This is a genomic window from Polaribacter sp. PL03 (assembly GCF_033875165.1).
Classification (GTDB): domain Bacteria; phylum Bacteroidota; class Bacteroidia; order Flavobacteriales; family Flavobacteriaceae; genus Polaribacter.
Genome location: NZ_JAWZSV010000006.1, coordinates 281532 through 300958, shown reverse-complemented (window position 1 = coordinate 300958; position 19427 = coordinate 281532). Strand labels below are relative to the sequence as shown.

The following is a 19427-nucleotide window of genomic DNA, read 5'->3' as shown; positions in this document are numbered from 1 at the left end:
TTGTCAACTATTTTTGCTAAAACAACATCTGCACTATTACCTACAATAATATCAACAGCTAAAACATCATCTGCTGTCGTTGGATCTGTTTGATCTCCACTTGCTGCAGTTGTTGTATTGGTGATAGTAGTTGCACTGGTTCCTGAATTAACGGTTGCTGTTATATTTAAAGTTACACTTGCGTTAACCGCTAAGTCACCAATTGTCCAAATTCCAGAACCTGAATTATAGGCTCCTGAACTATCATCACTTACGTAAGTAACTCCTGCTGGTAAATTATCTGTTAAATTAACACCTGTTGCAGCAGTTGTTCCTCCATTATTTGTAACTACAATTTTATAAATAATTGTATCTCCTTCATTAGGAATTGCATTATCTACCTCTTTAGTTGTTACAAGATTTGAACTATTAATAGGAGTAACTGGTACTTCACTATAATCATTTTCTGCCGGATTATTGTTATTTGGCGTAGAATTTGGGTCAAATTGATCTGAACCTGTAACTTGTGCTACATTATCATAATCTCCTGTTCCTAATACTTTAGCTGTGATAGTTAAAGTTGCAGTAACTCCTTCTGCTAAACTTCCAACATTCCAAGCTCCCGAAACACTATTATATGTAGTTGTTCCTGATGGAATTGAAGAAACAAAAGAATATCCTGAAGGCAATTTATCTGTAACTACAACACCTGTTGCATCACTTGGACCAACATTTGTAACAGATATATTAAACACTGCATTCTCACCCACATTTGGTGCTGCATTTACAACTGTTTTTGATACTGTTAAATCTGCAATATCTCTAGGATTACTAGAAATACTGTTAGAATTGTTAGCCGTATTTGAATCTGCTTCTGTACTACTTACATCTGCTGTATTTGTATACACGCCAGTTGCTAATACTGTTGCAGTAATATTTAAGCTTGTTGTTGTTCCGTTAGCTAAACTACCAATAGTCCAAACACCAGTACCAGGAACATAAGCCCCAGCACTGTCATCACTTACCCAAGAATATCCTGTAGGTAAAACATCATTTGAAACAACTCCTGTTGCATTACTTGGTCCATTATTAACAATTTCTATAGTAAAGACAACATCAGAACCTACATCTGGTGTAGCATTGTCTATTCTTTTTATTAAGGCAAGATCTACTAAAGCAATTGGTGTAGGTGTTACTGTAGAAAAATCATCTCCTGCTCCATCATTTACTGTAGAATCTGGATCTGCTTGATCACTACTTGTTACTTCTGCATTATTTATATAATTTCCACTTTCTAATACAGTAGCAACTATTTGAATTGTTTCTGTTGTACCTGCTAAAATTGGTCTAGAAACTGTCCATAATCCTGTTGTATTATTGTACATACCTGCTGTAGGACTTGCACTTACAAATTGGTAACCAGAAGGTAATTGATCTGTAATTATAACATTTGTAGCATCACTTGGTCCTGCATTACTTACATCAATAGTAAAAGTAACATTGTCTCCTACATTTGGAGATTGAACATCTACTACTTTTGCAACAGATAAATCTGCACTTTGAACAGGAGTTACTACAACTTCTTCTTGGTCATCTTCAAGAATATCATTATTTCCTGGTGTAGAATTTCCATCAACTTCATTAGTACCTGTAACTTCTGCAACATTATTATAGTTACCAGTAGGTAATACTTTTGCTGTAACTATTAATGTAGTAGCACCTATACCTAAATTACCAATAGTCCATGAACCTGATACTGGATCATATGTACCTGTTGTTGGTGTAGAACTTACAAAACTATAACCACTTGGTAATTTGTCTGTAACTACAACTCCAGTAGCATCACTAGGTCCTGCATTTGTAACTGTTATTGTAAAATCAACATTATCTCCCACATTTGGAGAAGCTACATCTACTCCTTTTGTTAAACTTAAATTAACCAAAGGATCTCTAGATACTGTTACTTGATCCTGATCATCTTCTGTTAAATCATCATTATTAATAGAAGAATCTAAATCTGTTTCTGTAGCACTAGTTATTTCAGCAACATTTGTATAATCTCCTGTAGCATTAACAGTAGCTGTAACATTTAAAGTTGCTGTTGTTCCGTTTGCAATATTTCCTATTGTCCAAACACCAGTTGCTGGCACATAATTGGTACCACCTGTATGACTCACTAAAGTATATCCTGAAGGTAATTGATCTGTTACAACTACTCCCGTTGCATTACTAGGACCATCATTAGATACAATTACTGTAAATACAACATCTGTACCCGCTACTGCTTGTACATTATTTACTGATTTTGTTAGTGATAAATCGATTAAAGGTGTTGGAGTTGTACTTGCTGTTGAAGAATCATCACCAATACCATCATTTACAGTAGAATTTGGGTCAAATTGATCACTTGCAGTTACTTCTGCGTCATTTTTGTATTCATTTAAAGCTCCTGTTGCTGCATTTACTTTAACAACAATATCTAAAAATTCTGTTTTTCCATTTAAAACGCTTCCTGAAAGTGTCCATTCTCCCGAAGTTGAATTGTAAGCTCCTGAAGTTGATGTATAACTAACAAATGTATAGCCAACTGGTAAATCATCATTTACAACTACAGATGTAGCATCACTTGGCCCTGCATTACTTAAAGCCAATCTAAAAGTAACATTATCGCCAACTCTAGGAGAAGCAACATCTACCGTTTTAACTAGTGATAAATCTGCCACTTTTAATGGTGAAATATCTACTTGTGCTTGATCATCTTCTGTAATTGTATTGTTACCTGGAGTAGAATCTGGATCTTGTTGATCTGAATGTACTATCTCTGCAACATTATTATAATTTCCTGCATCATTTATAAAAGCTTCTATTTCTAAAGTAGCAAAAGCACCTCCGTTAATATTCCCTATAACCCAAGAACCTGTAGCAGGTGTATAAGCACCAGAACCATTATCTGTGTCATATAAATAACCCGTTGGTAAATATTCTACTACGTTAACTCCTGTTGCAACACTTGGTCCTGCATTATCAACTCTTATAGTAAATGTTACTTTTTCACCTACTAAATAACTTGTACCATTAGCTGGTGCACTTACTGTTTTTGCTAAACTTAAATCTGCAATAGCAACTGGTGTTAATGTTTCAGATTCTTGGTTGTTAGATGTGTCTGAATCTGTTTCATTGGTTGCAGATACTAAAGCTGTATTATTATAAGAACCTGTAGCATTAACAGTTGCTGTAATATCTAAAGATTTTGAAGCTCCGTTTGTTAAACTTCCTACTGTCCATACAATCCCTGTACCAGAAGAAGGTGAAGAATCATCTATACTAGATGCTCCGGTAATAGAATTAGAACTTACATATGTATAACCAGAAGGCAATACATCTCTAACAGCAACACCTGTAGCATCACTTGGTCCGTTATTATTTACTGTAATAGTAAAAATAACATTAGACCCTACACTAGGAGATGAATTATTAACAGTTTTCAATAAATTAATATCTACAACTGGTCCTGGAGCAGCTGTCACAGAACTTTGATCATCTTCTGTAGCTACTTGATTATTTGGTGTTGAATCTGGATCTGATTGATCTAAACTAGTAATTTCGGCAGTATTAACATAAGGTCCTGTAGCTTCTACAGTAACTTTATATGTTAAAGTAACAGTACTAGATTTAGGTATTGTTAAACCACTCCAATTTATACTACGTCCACCAGAGTTATAAACTCCTCCGTTTGTAACAGAACCTGTAACTATCGAATATCCTACTGGTAATACATCCAATACATCAACTCCTGTTCCATCAAAACTTGCATTATTATTTGTAACTACAATTTGAAAATCTAATGTATCTCCAACATTTACAGGTAAAGCTGTAATTAATGTTTTATCTAAACTTAAATCTACACTTGGTTTAATTACTATAACTACATTATCTGTTGTTGTAGCACATGGGCTGTTTGCAACCGTCCAAGTAAATTCATATGTTCCAGGAATTGTACCTGCAACTCCTGTAGCTGGATTGTTAATATCTAAAATATTTGGTGTATTTGGTCCTGAAACAAAAGTCCAAACACCTTCTCCCGGTAAAGGATCATTTGCTGCTAAAACAACTGCATCAAACTGAGATAAATTTTGATCTACTCCTGCATTTGCACTAGCAACATTATCTGTAATTACAACTTCCATTGTATCAGAAAAAGAACAACCTCCATTAGAAGAAGTCCACATAAATTGGTATGTTCCTGCTGTGGTTAATCCACTAACTGCAGAATCTTCGCTAAAAGGATTAGCAAAATTTACTATCGCTGGTGTAGTACCTACTTGTGTCCATTTACCCGAACCTGTTATAATATTATTTCCATTCATTATAACATCTGAAGAAGCACACAAAAACTGATTTACACCTGCGTCTGGATCTGTTGGTGGTACTCCATTATATGTAATTGTTATAATGTCTTCTTTTGATGCACAAGTACCATTTGTTACTTTCCATCTAAAAGAATAATCTCCCAATGCTAATGTATATTCATTAACTACTGAAATATTTGTAGTTGGGTTATTAGGACTATCTAATGAAATATCTCCAGGAGTATAAGATGCTGGTGGATCGTATGCTGCATTACCATATGCAACTCCGTTTTCATCTAAACTTGCACTTGAAATAAGTTCCCATTTACCTAAACCATTAACAGGTGCTGTAGCTTCTAATACTGTAGAAAATTGACAAGAATTATCTGGAATTGGAGTAATAACTGCATCACTTGGCTCTAAATAAGAATTAACACGAACAAAATCGCTAATACCATTAGTACAATTACTTCCTGGGTTAGTAGATTGAAATTGAAATATATATAGACCTTCAACTGTTGTAGAAAGTTCAATATTAGTTGTAGGGTCGTTAAGCGTAATGATGTTTGCTGCACCAGGAGCTGGTTCACTAATAACTGTCCAATTCCCTTCACTTGGCGAAGTTAAAGGTGTTGCATTCATAACAGCCACATTAGTTACTGCTAAACAAACCTCTTGGTCTGTACCAGCATTTGGTGCTTCTGGCGGAGCACTGTTTCTTATAGTTACCGTATCTGAATCTCCACAAGGAACTCCTGGGGTAGTATATGTAAATACGTATGTGTTTCCTGGAATAATAGCTACACTAGCTGTTCCATTTCCTATTGAAACTGGCGTAGGAGAATCGATTCCTGTAGAACTTAAAAATGTCCAAGTACCATTATTAGAAAGAGTTGCATTACCTTGAAGAAATGCTGATGTTGCGTCACACAATTCTAAATCTAAACCAGCATCTGCAGGCTCGCTTACAGTTAATGTAAAATCTACTGAAGGCACTGTTGGTGGACAAAAAGGATTATCTGAAGTAACTGTCCATCTAAAAACATATACACCAGTAGATAAACCACTTAAAGTAAGATCTGGATTTGTAGCATTTAATGTTGGCGAGTTTGGTCCTGAAACAATAGACCAAATTCCTGAACCTCCGTTTCCTGGAGTTGCTACAACCTGTGTACCAATACCTCCATATATTGTTGGAGGATTATCTACTTGTGAAGAGACATAAGAAGTACCACATGTTGCATCTGAAGAAGCTCCTGTTAAAGTAGCATCTTCTGCTTGTAAATAAACATCAAATGTAACAGAATCTGGATTGTCATATGTACAAAGACCTTTATCTACATTCCATTCAAACTCATAAGAAAACCCAGGTTTTAGATTAGAGAATGTTGCGGTAGGAGAATTTATATCATCAACAGACCAAGAATTGTCTCCGTCTTTTAAAACCCAAGTACCAGTAAAACCATGAACTGCAGGATCATCTGCATTCATTGTAACAGATATTGGTTGGCTTGTTGCACAAACATCTGTAATAGTTCCTGCATCATATATTGTACCTGGATCTACAGTTACAGAAACTGTATCTGTAAACATAGTAGTACACGCACTGTCGTTTTTAGTTTCCCATTGAAAAACATACTGTCCTGGTTGTAAACCAGCATAAGTAGCATTTGGATCTGCATCTGTTGCAGAATAAAAATAATCTGGAATTGCTGCCTGACCTATAACTTCATCTTGAGCTGTAACTGCAGATTGTGCAGAAACTGCATCTTGTGCTGAAACTGCATCTTGTGTTGAAACTGCATCTTGTGCTGAAACTGCATCTTGTGCTTCTGCCGCAGTTATTACTACATTTGTTTGAGCAGGAACTTCAGCTTGTGCTAAAACTGCTGGTTGAGCCAAAACAGCTGGTTGAGCCAAAACAGCATCTTGTGCTAAAACTTCTGGTTGCGCTAAAACTTCTGGTTGCGCTAAAACTTCTGGCTGCCCTCCTTGTGCTGGTTGATACGCAACTGCTGCTTGATAAGGAATAGCTGGTTGAGCTGAAACTGCTGGTTGAGCTGAAACTGCTGGTTGTGCTAAAACTGCTGGTTGTGCTAAAACTGCTGGCTGAAATGCAATATCTTGAGGTGTAGGAGATGCTACAATAGCTATCTGAGCTAAAACTGCATCTTGCATTACCACTGCATTTTGTGCTGCAACTGCATCTTGTGCAACTACTGCACCTTGCATAGGAATAGCAACTTGTCCATCTACAGAATCTTGTCCTGCAGTTTTAAGACCATATGTTGTAGTAGGATCTGGCGCTCCATTTGGCTTAGATACTATTGTCCATACCCCATAAGTGGCATTTGTATCATTAAAACTAGAAGCATCTGCATTTAGAGTTACACTAGTAGTACCACCTGGCAAACAAACATCATCTCCTGCTGCAGCTGCACTAGGTGCAATATTAGAATCTACTTGTAAAGTAACTGATGTTGCATATGTACAAGGTGTAGTTCCATTAGTAGCTACTTGCCATTCTATTATATATGTATTATTAGGATCTAAACCTACTGTAGTTCTAATATTGTTTTTATCTGAAAATACTACTGAAGGATTAGTATCAACTTGAACCCATTCCCCTACTTCATTAGCCGCTAACGGAGTAGCTTCTAATATAAAATCGCCAGCACACAAATTAGTAGTTGTTGCTGGAGCAATAATTTTTGAATTAGGTGTTATTGAAACTGTAACTTGTGTATCATCCGTAGATGGTGTAGAACCCGCAGGACCACTTACTATATGCCACCTAAAAGTATAAACACCAGATGAACTAACTGTTACCAAAGTATTATAAACAGTTTCATCACCAAAGACACCTATACTTGGTCCTGTTAATTGTGTCCAATAACCTGTATAAACATTTGTTTCACCTGCTGCGGTGTTTGATGGATCGTTACCTGCTAAATTAGTTGAAGCAGCACCACAAGGTAAAACAGAATCTGTACCTGCATTTGCTTTTAAATCTTGGTTTGCACCTGGTGCCTCAGAAACTATTATTGTAATATCCTCTGTAGCAGTACCACAACCTGTTAAGCCTTCTCCTACTGAAAATCTAGTAACACGAATTACATAAGTTCCAATATCATCTAAACCAGAAACATTTAAGTTACCAGACGAAAAAGTATAAACAGGAACCACAGTACCTGGCCCGCTTATTAAAACTGCATTTGTATTAGTTCCACCTGTAAATGTATATGGTAAATTTACACTATTGTATGGTGAATTTGGAACTGGGTTGGCTGGCGTATTTGGTAAAACAACTGTGTTAGCTGCACCATTTACATCAATTGTAGTAGGATCATTTCTAAATAAAATTCTTACAACATCAAAATCATCACACTCGTATAATGGGTTTCCTAGATTAGGAGCAGTAATTGTCCATCTAAATCTATAAGTAGAAGTACCGTTAATTCCAGAAACTGTTGTTGTATTACTTGTAGCATCACCAAAAGTTACAGGAGCATTACCATCTATTTGAGTCCATAAACCTGTTTCACCAGTATAAAGAGGAAGATTTCCTTCTAATACTGTAGAAGAAATTGGTGCACAATAAACTTGGTCTGGTCCAGCATCTGAACCTGTATTTTGTTGAGTTGCTGGTGGTACATTTATAGTAACAGTGTCAGTACCTGTTGCACATGGTCCATTCACAGACCATCTTAAAACATAAGTACCTTCTGTTAATTGACTAACTACAGTATTAGGACTATTTACATTATTTATATTTGGTAAAGCAGGACCAGAAACAAAAGACCAAGTACCAATTTGTCCGTTACCATTACCACCAATAGAGGCAGACATAGTTACAGATTTAAAATTTGTATAACATTCAGTAACATCAGTAAATGCCTCTAAGTCTGGGCCAGCGTTAACAACCGGATCTCCACCTAGATTAGTAATTACGACAACATCAGATGTTGGACAAGTAATTGCCTGAGAAGGATTACTTATAGACCATCTTATAGCAGTGTCTCCAACATCAGTAGCACCAAGTTGTATTGTTGTATTTGGTGAATTAATATCTGTAATAGTAACACCTGCACTATTATTTCCTTCAATAGTCCAAACTCCTACTTCTCCAATAGCTGTATTTGGTGAATTCCCCGAAAGAGAATAAGTACCAGGACAACTTATTTGGTCTGCACCAGCTGTAGCTAAAGTGTTCTCATTTACAGTAATTATTACATCTTGAGTATTATCTCCAGATCCATCAAAACATTCTCCTAATAACCTAAATGTATAAACTTCTCCACCAAGTAAACCATCTACAACTGTAGAAGGAGAATTTGCAGTTTGTAAAACTACACTAGGTCCAGATAATTGAACCCACCTAGGATTAACCACTTTAGGGTCTGTATCTCCTGGTGCAATTCCAAAAGAAGAACTTATTAAAGTCAATCCTTCAGAAACACAAATTGTTTTACTGTTACCTGCATTTAAATTACAAGTTTGAGAAAACACATTACTATTAAATAAGATAATAGTAAATAATGTTAAAATAAATGAAACCCTTTTCTTTTTACTAAAAGGTTTGTTTTTGAATAAGTAAATTTTCCTCATATTAATATTAATTATTTTTAAACAACAATACGTCTAAAAGTTTCTTGTTAATGCACAAGAAATATTTAGACGTAAATTTTTATTGATAAATTCGATAATGAATTATCAGTATAACTTTATTATTAGTTTCAATAAATTTTTTGGTAAGTTTTAATTCCCCCAACACTCTTTATTTTAGATAAATATTTTAACACTTATTTTGGGGGATGGCAAATATATAAAATAAACAAACCCAACAAAACGAAAAATGGGAAAATATTAACATTTGTTAAGTAAGGAAACAACTATTAAGTATTTTAATGTTTATAACATATGTTTATAAGAAACAAAACATTTAAAAAAGTCACATAAAAATATATGTTATTTTAAAAAAAATAAAAAAAGTTTAGAACAAAAAAAAACCTTGCAATAAATTGCAAGGTTTTGCGGAGAAAGAGGGATTCGAACCCCCGGACCTGTTACAGTCAATAGTTTTCAAGACTACCGCATTCGACCGCTCTGCCATTTCTCCAGTGTGTCTCATCAGGTATTCCCTGAATGCGGCTGCAAATATACAAAGCTTTTTTAATTCAAAAAAACAAAAAAGCAATTATTTTTATATTTTTTTGAATATAATTAAGAATCCTTCATAGCACACTCATTATCAAGCCTTATTAAAATATAAGAAAATATGGAAATCGTTATAAAACCTATAAAAATAGAAACTTCTTTTAATCACTTTAGTATATTTGTAACTTATTCAAATAAAAAAACAATGTCATTTAATTCTTTTGGAAATTTATTAAGAGTCACAACTTATGGCGAATCGCATGGAACAGCTATTGGTGGAGTTATAGACGGCTTTCCTGCTGGTTTAGAAATTAATTTTGAAGCTATTCAAGAGGAACTAAATAGACGTAAACCTGGGCAATCTAAAATTGTTACACAACGTAAAGAACCAGATACGGTAGAGTTTTTATCTGGTATTTTTGAAGGCAAAACAACAGGAACATCTATTGGTTTTATTATCAGAAATACAAATCAAAAATCTAAAGATTACAACCATAACACTAATGTTTATAGGCCTTCTCATGCAGATTTTACTTATGATCAAAAATATGGTTTTAGAGATTTTAGAGGTGGTGGTAGAAGTTCTGCACGTGAAACCGCTAACTGGGTTGTTGCAGGTGCTTTAGCAAAGCAATTAATTTCATCTATAAATATAAATGCCTTTACATCTTCTGTTGGAGAGATTTTTATTGATAAACCTTATCAAGATTTAGATTTTTCTAAAACAGAAAGTAATATTGTTCGTTGCCCAGACGAAGCTTCTGCAGAAAAAATGATTAATAGAATACAAGAAATTAGAAAAGCAGGAGATACTATTGGTGGTACTATTACTTGTGTAGTACAAAATGTTCCTGTTGGTTTAGGTGAACCAATTTTTAATAAATTACATGCAGAGTTAGGTAAAGCTATGCTTTCTATAAACGCTGTTAAAGGTTTCGAATTTGGAAGTGGTTTTTGTGGTGCAAAAATGAAAGGTACAGAACATAATGATGTGTTTAATGCTGATGGCTCTACACAATCTAATCTTTCTGGAGGAATACAAGGAGGTATAAGTAACGGAATGGATATTTATTTCAGAGTCGCCTTTAAACCTGTTGCAACAATAATGAGTTCTCAACAAACAATTAATTCTGAAAATGAAATAACAAAAATTACAGGTAAAGGAAGACATGACCCCTGTGTTGTACCCAGAGCTGTACCTATTGTAGAAGCAATGACTGCTTTAGTTTTAGCTGATTATTGGTTACTAAATAGAACTAGAAAAATATAATAAAAAAAGCGAAACATAAAGGTTTCGCTTTTTTTTATGCTTGTCCTGTAGGTCCAAAATTCATTGGAACTGGAGGTTGTTCATAATCTTTAATCTCACCATTAGCTTCTTCAAATTTCCTAACATTATCTGCTAATGCTTTGGTTAATCTCTTGGCATGTTGTGGTGTTAATATAATTCTAGATTTAACTTTAGCCTTTGGTACACCTGGCATTATGTTAATAAAATCTACTATAAATTCTGATACAGAATGATTAATAATAGCTAAATTAGAATATGTACCTTCTGCAATTTCTTGATCTAATTCTATATTTAGTTGCCCGTCTTTGTTTTGATTTTCTTCCATATTTATAAAGTTATTTTGTTTTAAAAGCAAAAAAAAAGTTGAATTGAATAGTGTAAATAACTTACATTAAACAATTCAACTTTTAATAATTTTAACGTTTATACGTTATATTAAAAACTCTTTTCTATTTCGTCTTTAGGACCAACTAGAATGTTTTCATAAGCTCTCATACCTGTTCCTGCTGGAATTCTCTTACCAACAATTACATTTTCTTTTAAGCCTTCTAATGTATCTATTTTACCACTTACAGCAGCCTCGTTTAATACTTTTGTAGTCTCCTGGAAAGAAGCTGCAGAAATAAACGATTTTGTTTGTAGTGATGCTCTAGTAATACCTTGTAAAACTTGTTCTGCCGTTGCTGGTTTAGCATCTCTTGCTTCAACTAAGTTAAGATCATTTCTTCTTAATAAAGAATTTTCATCTCTTAATTGACGTGCAGAAATAATTTGACCTGGTTTCAAGTTTTCAGAATCTCCTGCTTCTTCAACAACTTTCATTCCGTAAATAGCATCATTGTCTTTGATAAAGTCAATTTTATGAATCAATTGGTTCTCTAAGAAAAGAGTATCCCCAGAATCAATAATTTTAACTTTACGCATCATTTGACGAACAACAACTTCGAAATGTTTATCATTAATTTTCACACCTTGTAAACGATATACTTCTTGTATTTCATTTACTAAGTATTCTTGTACCGCAGCTGGTCCTTTAATTCTTAAAATATCTGAAGGAGTTGTAGCTCCGTCTGATAAAGGCATACCTGCTTTAATAAAGTCATTTTCTTGAACTAAAATTTGGTTAGAAAGTTTTACTAAATACTTACTAATATCTCCAGTTTTAGATTCAACAATAATCTCTCTATTACCACGTTTAATTTTCCCGAAAGAAACAACACCATCAATCTCTGAAACTACAGAAGGATTAGAAGGGTTACGTGCTTCGAACAATTCTGTTACACGTGGTAAACCTCCAGTAATATCTCCTGCTTTACCAGATTTTCTTGGTATTTTAACTAACGTATGTCCAGACTCAACCATCTGTCCATCATCAATCATTAAGTGTGCACCTACAGGTAAACTATAAGAACGTAAAGCATTACCATCTTTATCTTCAATAATTAAAGAAGCAATAATTTTCTTATTCTTAGAATCTATCATTACTTTCTCTTGGAATCCTGTTTGCTCATCAACTTCTACAGAGTAATTAATACCTTGTTGTAAATTGTCAAACTTAACTTTTCCTCCAAATTCAGAAACGATAACACCGTTAAATGGATCCCATTGTACTATAACATCACCTTTCTTAATTGTCTTTCTTTCTTTATCAGAAATAATAGAACCATAAGGAATAATGTTTGTACTTTGAGTTATACCTGTTTTCTTATCTATAATTTTAATTTCTGCTGTTCTAGATATAACAATGTCGGTATCATTACCATCATTATCTTTACCTATTACAGTTCTTAAATCATCTATAGTTACATTACCATCAAACTTAGCTATTAACTTGTTATCTTGAGAAATGTTACCTGCTACCCCACCAACGTGGAATGTACGTAATGTTAACTGTGTACCAGGTTCTCCAATAGATTGTGCAGCAATTACACCAACTGCCTCACCAATTTGTACTTTGTTAAGCGTAGATAAACTTTGCCCGTAACACTTAGCACAGATACCTTTAGTAGATTCACATGATAATGCAGATCTAACTTGTATGCTATCAATTCCAGATTTTTCAACTGCAACTGCTAATTTATAGGTAATTGGTTCGTTAGCTTCTAAAATTAACTCTTCAGTTAATGGGTGATAAACATCATTTAAAGAAACACGACCTTCAATTCTATCTGAAATAGATTCTACGATCTCATCATTTTTCTTTAATGGAGCAACTTCTACACCTCTTAAAGTACCACAATCTTCTTCGTTTACGATAACGTCTTGCGAAACATCTACTAATCTACGTGTTAAGTAACCTGCATCTGCCGTTTTTAACGCGGTATCTGCTAAACCTTTACGAGCACCGTGAGTAGAGATAAAGTATTCAAGAATTGATAAACCTTCCTTAAAGTTAGAAAGAATAGGATTCTCAATAATTTCACCACCACCTGCTGTAGATTTTTTAGGTTTTGCCATTAATCCACGCATACCTGTTAACTGACGAATTTGTTCTTTAGAACCCCTTGCACCAGAATCAAGCATCATATATACTGAGTTGAAACCTTGTTGATCTTCACGTAAACGTTTCATAGATAACTCAGTTAAATCGTTATTGGTTCTACCCCAAATATCAATTACCTGATTGTAACGCTCTTTTTGCGTTAACATACCCATGTTATAATTACCTACAATAACTTCTACTTCTTTATTAGCAGCGTCAATCATAGATTGTTTTTCCTTAGGAATAATAATATCCCCTAATGAGAAAGATAAACCACCTTGAAAGGCAAATTTATAACCCATATTTTTTATATTATCTAAAAATTCTCCTGTTGTAGGAATATCTGTAGCTTTTAAAATACCACCAATAATACCACGTAAGTTTTTCTTAGTTAATACTTCATTAATGTAACCAGCTTTCGCAGGAACAACTTCGTTAAATAATACTCTACCAACAGTAGTTTGTATTATTTTTCTAACTTGTTCTCCGTTCTCATCAACGTCGTAAGTTCTTACTTTAATTCCAGCATTTAAGTCTACCATTTCTTCGTTAAAAGCAATAGTTACTTCTTCTGGTGAATAAAAAGTTAATCCTTCTCCTTTAATTTTAACTTCTGGAGTAGAGATTCTCTCTTTAGTCATATAATATAAACCAAGTACCATATCCTGAGAAGGAACTGTTACCGGTGCACCATTTGCAGGATTTAAGATATTGTGAGAAGCTAACATTAATAATTGCGCTTCTAAAATAGCTTCTGGTCCTAATGGTAAGTGAACCGCCATTTGATCCCCATCAAAATCGGCATTAAAGGCAGAACATGCAAGTGGATGCAACTGTATTGCTTTACCTTCAATTAATTTTGGTTGAAATGCTTGTATACCAAGTCTGTGTAACGTAGGTGCTCTGTTTAATAAAACAGGATGCCCTTTAATTACATTTTCTAAAATATCCCAAACAACTGGTTCTTTTCTATCTATTATTTTCTTTGCAGATTTAACTGTTTTTACAATTCCTCTTTCTATTAGTTTTCTAATAACAAAAGGTTTGTAAAGTTCAGCTGCCATATCTTTAGGGATACCACATTCTGAAAGTCTTAATTCTGGTCCAACAACAATTACAGAACGTGCAGAATAATCAACACGTTTTCCTAATAAATTCTGACGGAAACGTCCTTGTTTACCTTTTAATGAATCTGATAAAGATTTTAAAGGTCTGTTAGATTCAGTTTTTACTGCAGAAGATTTACGTGTGTTATCAAACAATGAATCTACAGATTCTTGTAACATACGCTTCTCATTACGTAAAATAACTTCAGGAGCTTTTATTTCAACTAATCTTTTTAAACGATTGTTTCTAATAATAACTCTTCTATACAAGTCATTTAAATCTGAAGTAGCAAAACGACCTCCATCTAACGGTACTAATGGTCTCAATTCTGGTGGAATCACCGGAACTGCTTTCATTATCATCCATTCTGGATTATTCTCTCTATTCTTTTGAGAATCTCTAAATGCCTCTACAACATTTAAACGTTTTAATGCTTCTGTTTTACGTTGTTTAGATGTTTCTGTATTTGCTTTATGTCTTAAGTCAAAAGATAATTGCTCTAGATCAATTCTAGCCAATAAATCAATTAAACATTCAGCACCCATTTTAGCAATAAACTTATTTGGGTCTTCATCATCTAAATATTGATTTTCCTGAGGAATAGCATCTAAAATATCTAAATACTCTTCTTCAGTTAAGAAATCCATTTTATTCAATGGTTCTCCTTCAACATTTTTTGCAATACCTGGTTGAATTACTACATAACGTTCGTAGTAAATAATCATATCTAACTTTTTAGAAGGTAAACCTAAAAGGTACCCCATTTTGTTAGGTAATGATCTAAAGTACCAAATATGAGCTACAGGAACTACCAAGTTGATATGCCCTACTCTCTCTCTACGTACTTTCTTCTCCGTTACTTCTACTCCACATCGATCACAAACAATTCCTTTGTAACGTATTCTTTTGTACTTTCCACAAGCACATTCATAATCCTTTACAGGACCAAAAATACGCTCACAAAATAAACCATCTCTTTCTGGTTTGTGTGTACGGTAATTTATAGTTTCTGGTTTTAAAACTTCACCTTTAGAAATTTCTAAAATAGCTTCTGGTGATGATAAACCAATTGAGATTTTGTTAAACTTTTTTACAGTGTATTTCTCTTGTTTTCTTGCCATGTCTTTTAATAAGTATTCAGTTGGCAGTATTCAATTACCAATAACAAAACTGTTATTGGTAATTGGTTACTGAAAAAATTTATTCTTCTAATCTAACGTCTAAACCTAAACCTTTCAGTTCATGCATTAATACATTAAATGATTCTGGTAAACCTGGTTCTGGCATAGCTTCACCTTTAACAATACTTTCGTATGTTTTAGCTCTACCCATAACATCATCAGATTTTACAGTTAAGATTTCTCTTAAGATACTAGATGCACCGTATGCTTCTAATGCCCAAACTTCCATCTCTCCAAAACGCTGACCACCAAACTGAGCTTTACCTCCTAATGGTTGTTGTGTAATTAATGAATACGGTCCTATAGAACGTGCATGCATCTTATCTTCAATCATGTGTCCTAACTTAATCATATAAATGATACCAACTGTTGCTGGTTGATCGAAACGTTTTCCTGTTCCACCATCATATAAATAAGTATGTCCAAATCTTGGTACACCAGCTTTATCTGTAATAACGTTAATCTGATCTAAAGATGCTCCATCAAAAATTGGCGTTGCATATTTAGTATCTAATTTTTGACCTGCCCATCCAAGAACAGTTTCATAAATCTGACCAATGTTCATACGAGATGGTACACCTAATGGATTTAACACGATATCTACTGGAGTTCCGTCTTCTAAGAAAGGCATATCTTCTGCTCTTACAATACGTGCAACAATACCTTTGTTACCATGACGACCAGCCATTTTATCACCAACTTTTAATTTACGCTTTTTAGCGATGTAAACTTTAGCTAGTTTTAAAATTCCTGCAGGTAATTCATCACCAACAGAGATTGTAAATTTTTGACGACGTAAAGAACCTTGTAAATCATTTACTTTAATTTTGTAGTTGTGAACTAATTCACCTACTAAATCATTTAATTCTTTATCTGTTGTCCAAGAACCTGTTAAGTGCACATAATCATCAACAGAGTTTAACATTTTAAGCGTATATTTTTTACCTTTTGGTAAAACTTCTTCTCCTAAATCATTAAAGACTCCTTGAGATGTTTTTCCGCTAATTAAAGTGAATAATTTTTCAATTAATTCATCTTTTAATCCTTCGAATTTAGAAACAAAAGAAGATTCTAAAGTTGCAACTGCTTCTTTATCTCTTAATCTCTTGTTCTTATCTTTAACAGCTCTTTTAAATAACTTCTTATCAATTACTACACCTCTTAATGATGGTGAAGCTTTTAATGATGCATCTTTTACATCACCTGCTTTATCACCAAAAATAGCACGTAATAATTTTTCTTCTGGAGTAGGATCAGATTCTCCTTTTGGTGTAATTTTACCAATTAAGATATCACCAGGATTCACTTCTGCCCCAATTCTAATCATACCATTCTCATCTAAATCTTTAGTAGCTTCTTCAGAAACATTAGGGATATCATTAGTTAACTCTTCAGTTCCTAATTTAGTATCTCTTACGTCTAATGAATACTCATCGATATGAATAGATGTAAATATATCTTCACGAACAACTTTTTCTGAAATTACAATTGCATCCTCAAAGTTATACCCTTTCCAAGGCATAAAGGCTACTTTCATATTTCTACCTAAAGCTAATTCTCCTTTTTGTGTTGCATAACCTTCACAAAGAACTTGTCCTTCTTCAACTCTATCACCTTTTTCTACAATTGGTTTTAGGTTAATGTTTGTTCCTTGATTCGTTTTTCTAAATTTAATTAAGTTGTAAGAAACTTCATCAGATTCAAAACTAACAAGTTTTTCTTCTTCTGTTCTATCGTACTTAATAGTAATTTTATTAGCATCTACATAAGTAACTTCACCAGCACCTTCAGCATTAATTAGAATACGAGAATCTTTTGCAACTCTACGTTCTAATCCTGTTCCTACAATAGGAGACTCTGGTCTTAATAATGGAACTGCTTGACGCATCATATTCGATCCCATTAAAGCACGATTGGCATCATCATGTTCTAAGAAAGGGATTAAAGATGCAGATATAGAAGCAATTTGATTTGGAGCAACATCCATCAAATTAATTTGATCTGGTGTAACTACTGGAAAATCTCCTTCTTCTCTTGCAATAACTCTATCTAAGATAATAGAACCATCTTCTTTTAATTCTAAATTAGATTGGGCAGTTTTCATACCTTCCTCCTCTTCAGCACTTAAATAAATAGGTTCGTCTGTTGATACAATACCATTTTCTACTTTTCTGTAAGGAGTTTCAATAAAACCTAAGTTATTCACTTTTGCAAAAACAGCAAGTGAAGAAATTAGACCAATATTCGGTCCCTCTGGAGTTTCAATAGGACATAAACGTCCGTAGTGAGTATAATGAACATCACGTACCTCAAAACCAGCTCTTTCTCTAGATAAACCACCTGGTCCAAGTGCAGATAATCTACGCTTGTGCGTAATTTCTGCTAATGGATTCGTTTGATCCATAAATTGAGACAATTGGTTTGTACCAAAAAATGAGTTAATTACTGATGATAACGTTTTAGCGTTAATTAAATCGATAGGAGTAAACACTTCGTTATCACGTACATTCATACGCTCACGAATTGTTCTAGCCATACGAGCTAAACCAACACCAAACTGACCTGCTAATTGTTCTCCAACCGTTCTTACACGTCTGTTAGACAAGTGATCAATATCATCAACTTCTGCTTTAGAATTTATTAACTCGATTAAATACTTAATAATAGTTATAATATCTAATTTCGATAATACTTTCTGATCAATAGGTTCATTTAATTGAAGCTTAGTATTCATTCTAAAACGACCTACTTCACCTAAATTATAACGTTGTTCTGAAAAGAATAACTTATCTATAATACCTCTTGCAGTCTCCTCATCTGGCGGTTCTGCATTACGAAGTTGTCTATAAATATGTTCTACAGCTTCTTTTTCAGAATTTGTAGGATCTTTTTGTAACGTATTATGAATAATAGCATAATCTGCCATATCGTTATCTTCTTTATGAAGTAAAACGGTTTTGGCACCTGCATCAATTATTTCATCAATGTGTTCTTTATCTAAAATTGTATCACGATCGAAAATAATTTCATTTCTTTCAATAGATACAACTTCACCAGTATCTTCATCAACAAAATCTTCATGCCAAGTTTTTAAAACTCTAGCAGCTAATTTGCGACCTAATACTTTTTTTAATCCAGCTTTAGAAACCTTAACTTCTTCTGCAAGGTCAAAAATCTCTAAAATATCTTTATCTCTTTCAAAACCTATGGCTCTGAATAATGTTGTTACTGGTAATTTTTTCTTTCTATCAATGTAAGCATACATTACTTGATTGATATCGGTAGCAAATTCTATCCAAGAACCTTTAAAAGGAATTACTCTTGCAGAATATAATTTTGTACCGTTTGCATGGAAAGATTGCCCAAAAAATACACCAGGAGACCTGTGTAATTGAGAAACTACCACACGCTCTGCACCATTAATTACAAAGGTACCAGAATTTGTCATATAAGGAATTGTACCAAGATAAACATCTTGTACAATAGTTTCGAAATCTTCGTGTTCTGGATCTGTACAATATAATTTTAGACGTGCTTTTAAAGGCACACTATGTGTAAGACCTCTTTCAATACATTCTTGGATAGAATATCTTGGTGGATCTACAAAGTAATCTAAAAATTCTAATACAAATTGATTTCTTGTATCAGTAATTGGAAAGTTATCCATGAAGGTTTTATATAAACCTTCTTCACCTCTTTCTTCTGCCTTAGTTTGAAGTTGGAAAAAATCTTGAAAAGATTTTACCTGAATATCCAAAAAGTCTGGATATTCTTTTATCATTTGAGAAGTAGCGAAGTTGATTCTTTCAGTAGTGTTTTTCGTTGCCAAAAGAGAATATTTTTTTGATTAAAATCTGAAATAAAATAAAAAACGAATATAT

5 protein-coding genes and 1 tRNA gene are annotated in these 19427 nt (G+C 33.7%); 1 reads left to right on the top strand and 5 read right to left on the bottom strand.

Features of this window, described 5'->3' with window-relative positions:
- A partial coding sequence (locus SHK09_RS13920; protein ID WP_319811389.1) for a hypothetical protein occupies positions 1 to 8936 on the bottom strand: 8936 nt, incomplete at its 3' end.
- Positions 8937 to 9362: 426 nt separating this feature from the next.
- Positions 9363 to 9447: transfer RNA gene (locus SHK09_RS13915), tRNA-Ser, on the bottom strand.
- A gap of 243 nt (positions 9448 to 9690) precedes the next feature.
- Here SHK09_RS13915 and aroC point away from each other — a divergent pair.
- Positions 9691 to 10755: a chorismate synthase gene (gene aroC / locus SHK09_RS13910; RefSeq protein WP_319811392.1), complete on the top strand. Its 1065-nt coding sequence runs from the start codon at positions 9691 to 9693 to the stop codon at positions 10753 to 10755.
- A gap of 34 nt (positions 10756 to 10789) precedes the next feature.
- Here the strand turns inward: aroC and SHK09_RS13905 are convergent, their stop codons facing one another.
- From SHK09_RS13905 to rpoB, 3 genes are all read right to left on the bottom strand, one after another.
- Positions 10790 to 11101, bottom strand: coding sequence for a DUF3467 domain-containing protein (locus tag SHK09_RS13905; RefSeq protein WP_100945961.1), 312 nt, complete (start codon positions 11099 to 11101; stop codon positions 10790 to 10792).
- A gap of 110 nt (positions 11102 to 11211) precedes the next feature.
- Positions 11212 to 15486 carry a DNA-directed RNA polymerase subunit beta' gene (gene rpoC / locus SHK09_RS13900; RefSeq protein ID WP_319811388.1) on the bottom strand — a complete coding sequence of 1425 codons (4275 nt, stop codon included), beginning with the start codon at positions 15484 to 15486 and terminating at the stop codon, positions 11212 to 11214.
- Positions 15487 to 15565: 79 nt separating this feature from the next.
- Complete coding sequence (rpoB, locus tag SHK09_RS13895) at positions 15566 to 19375, bottom strand: DNA-directed RNA polymerase subunit beta (RefSeq protein WP_319811387.1); 3810 nt, start codon at positions 19373 to 19375, stop codon at positions 15566 to 15568.
- Between the last annotated feature and the right edge of the window lie 52 nt (positions 19376 to 19427).

Bases quoted from the DNA above. Each gene is read 5' to 3' on its own strand.
- aroC (WP_319811392.1), top strand. From the start codon at position 9,691: ATGTCATTTAATTCTTTTGGAAATTTATTAAGAGTCACAACTTATGGC.
- rpoC (WP_319811388.1), bottom strand. From the start codon at position 15,486: ATGGCAAGAAAACAAGAGAAATACACTGTAAAAAAGTTTAACAAAATC.
- SHK09_RS13905 (WP_100945961.1), bottom strand. From the start codon at position 11,101: ATGGAAGAAAATCAAAACAAAGACGGGCAACTAAATATAGAATTAGAT.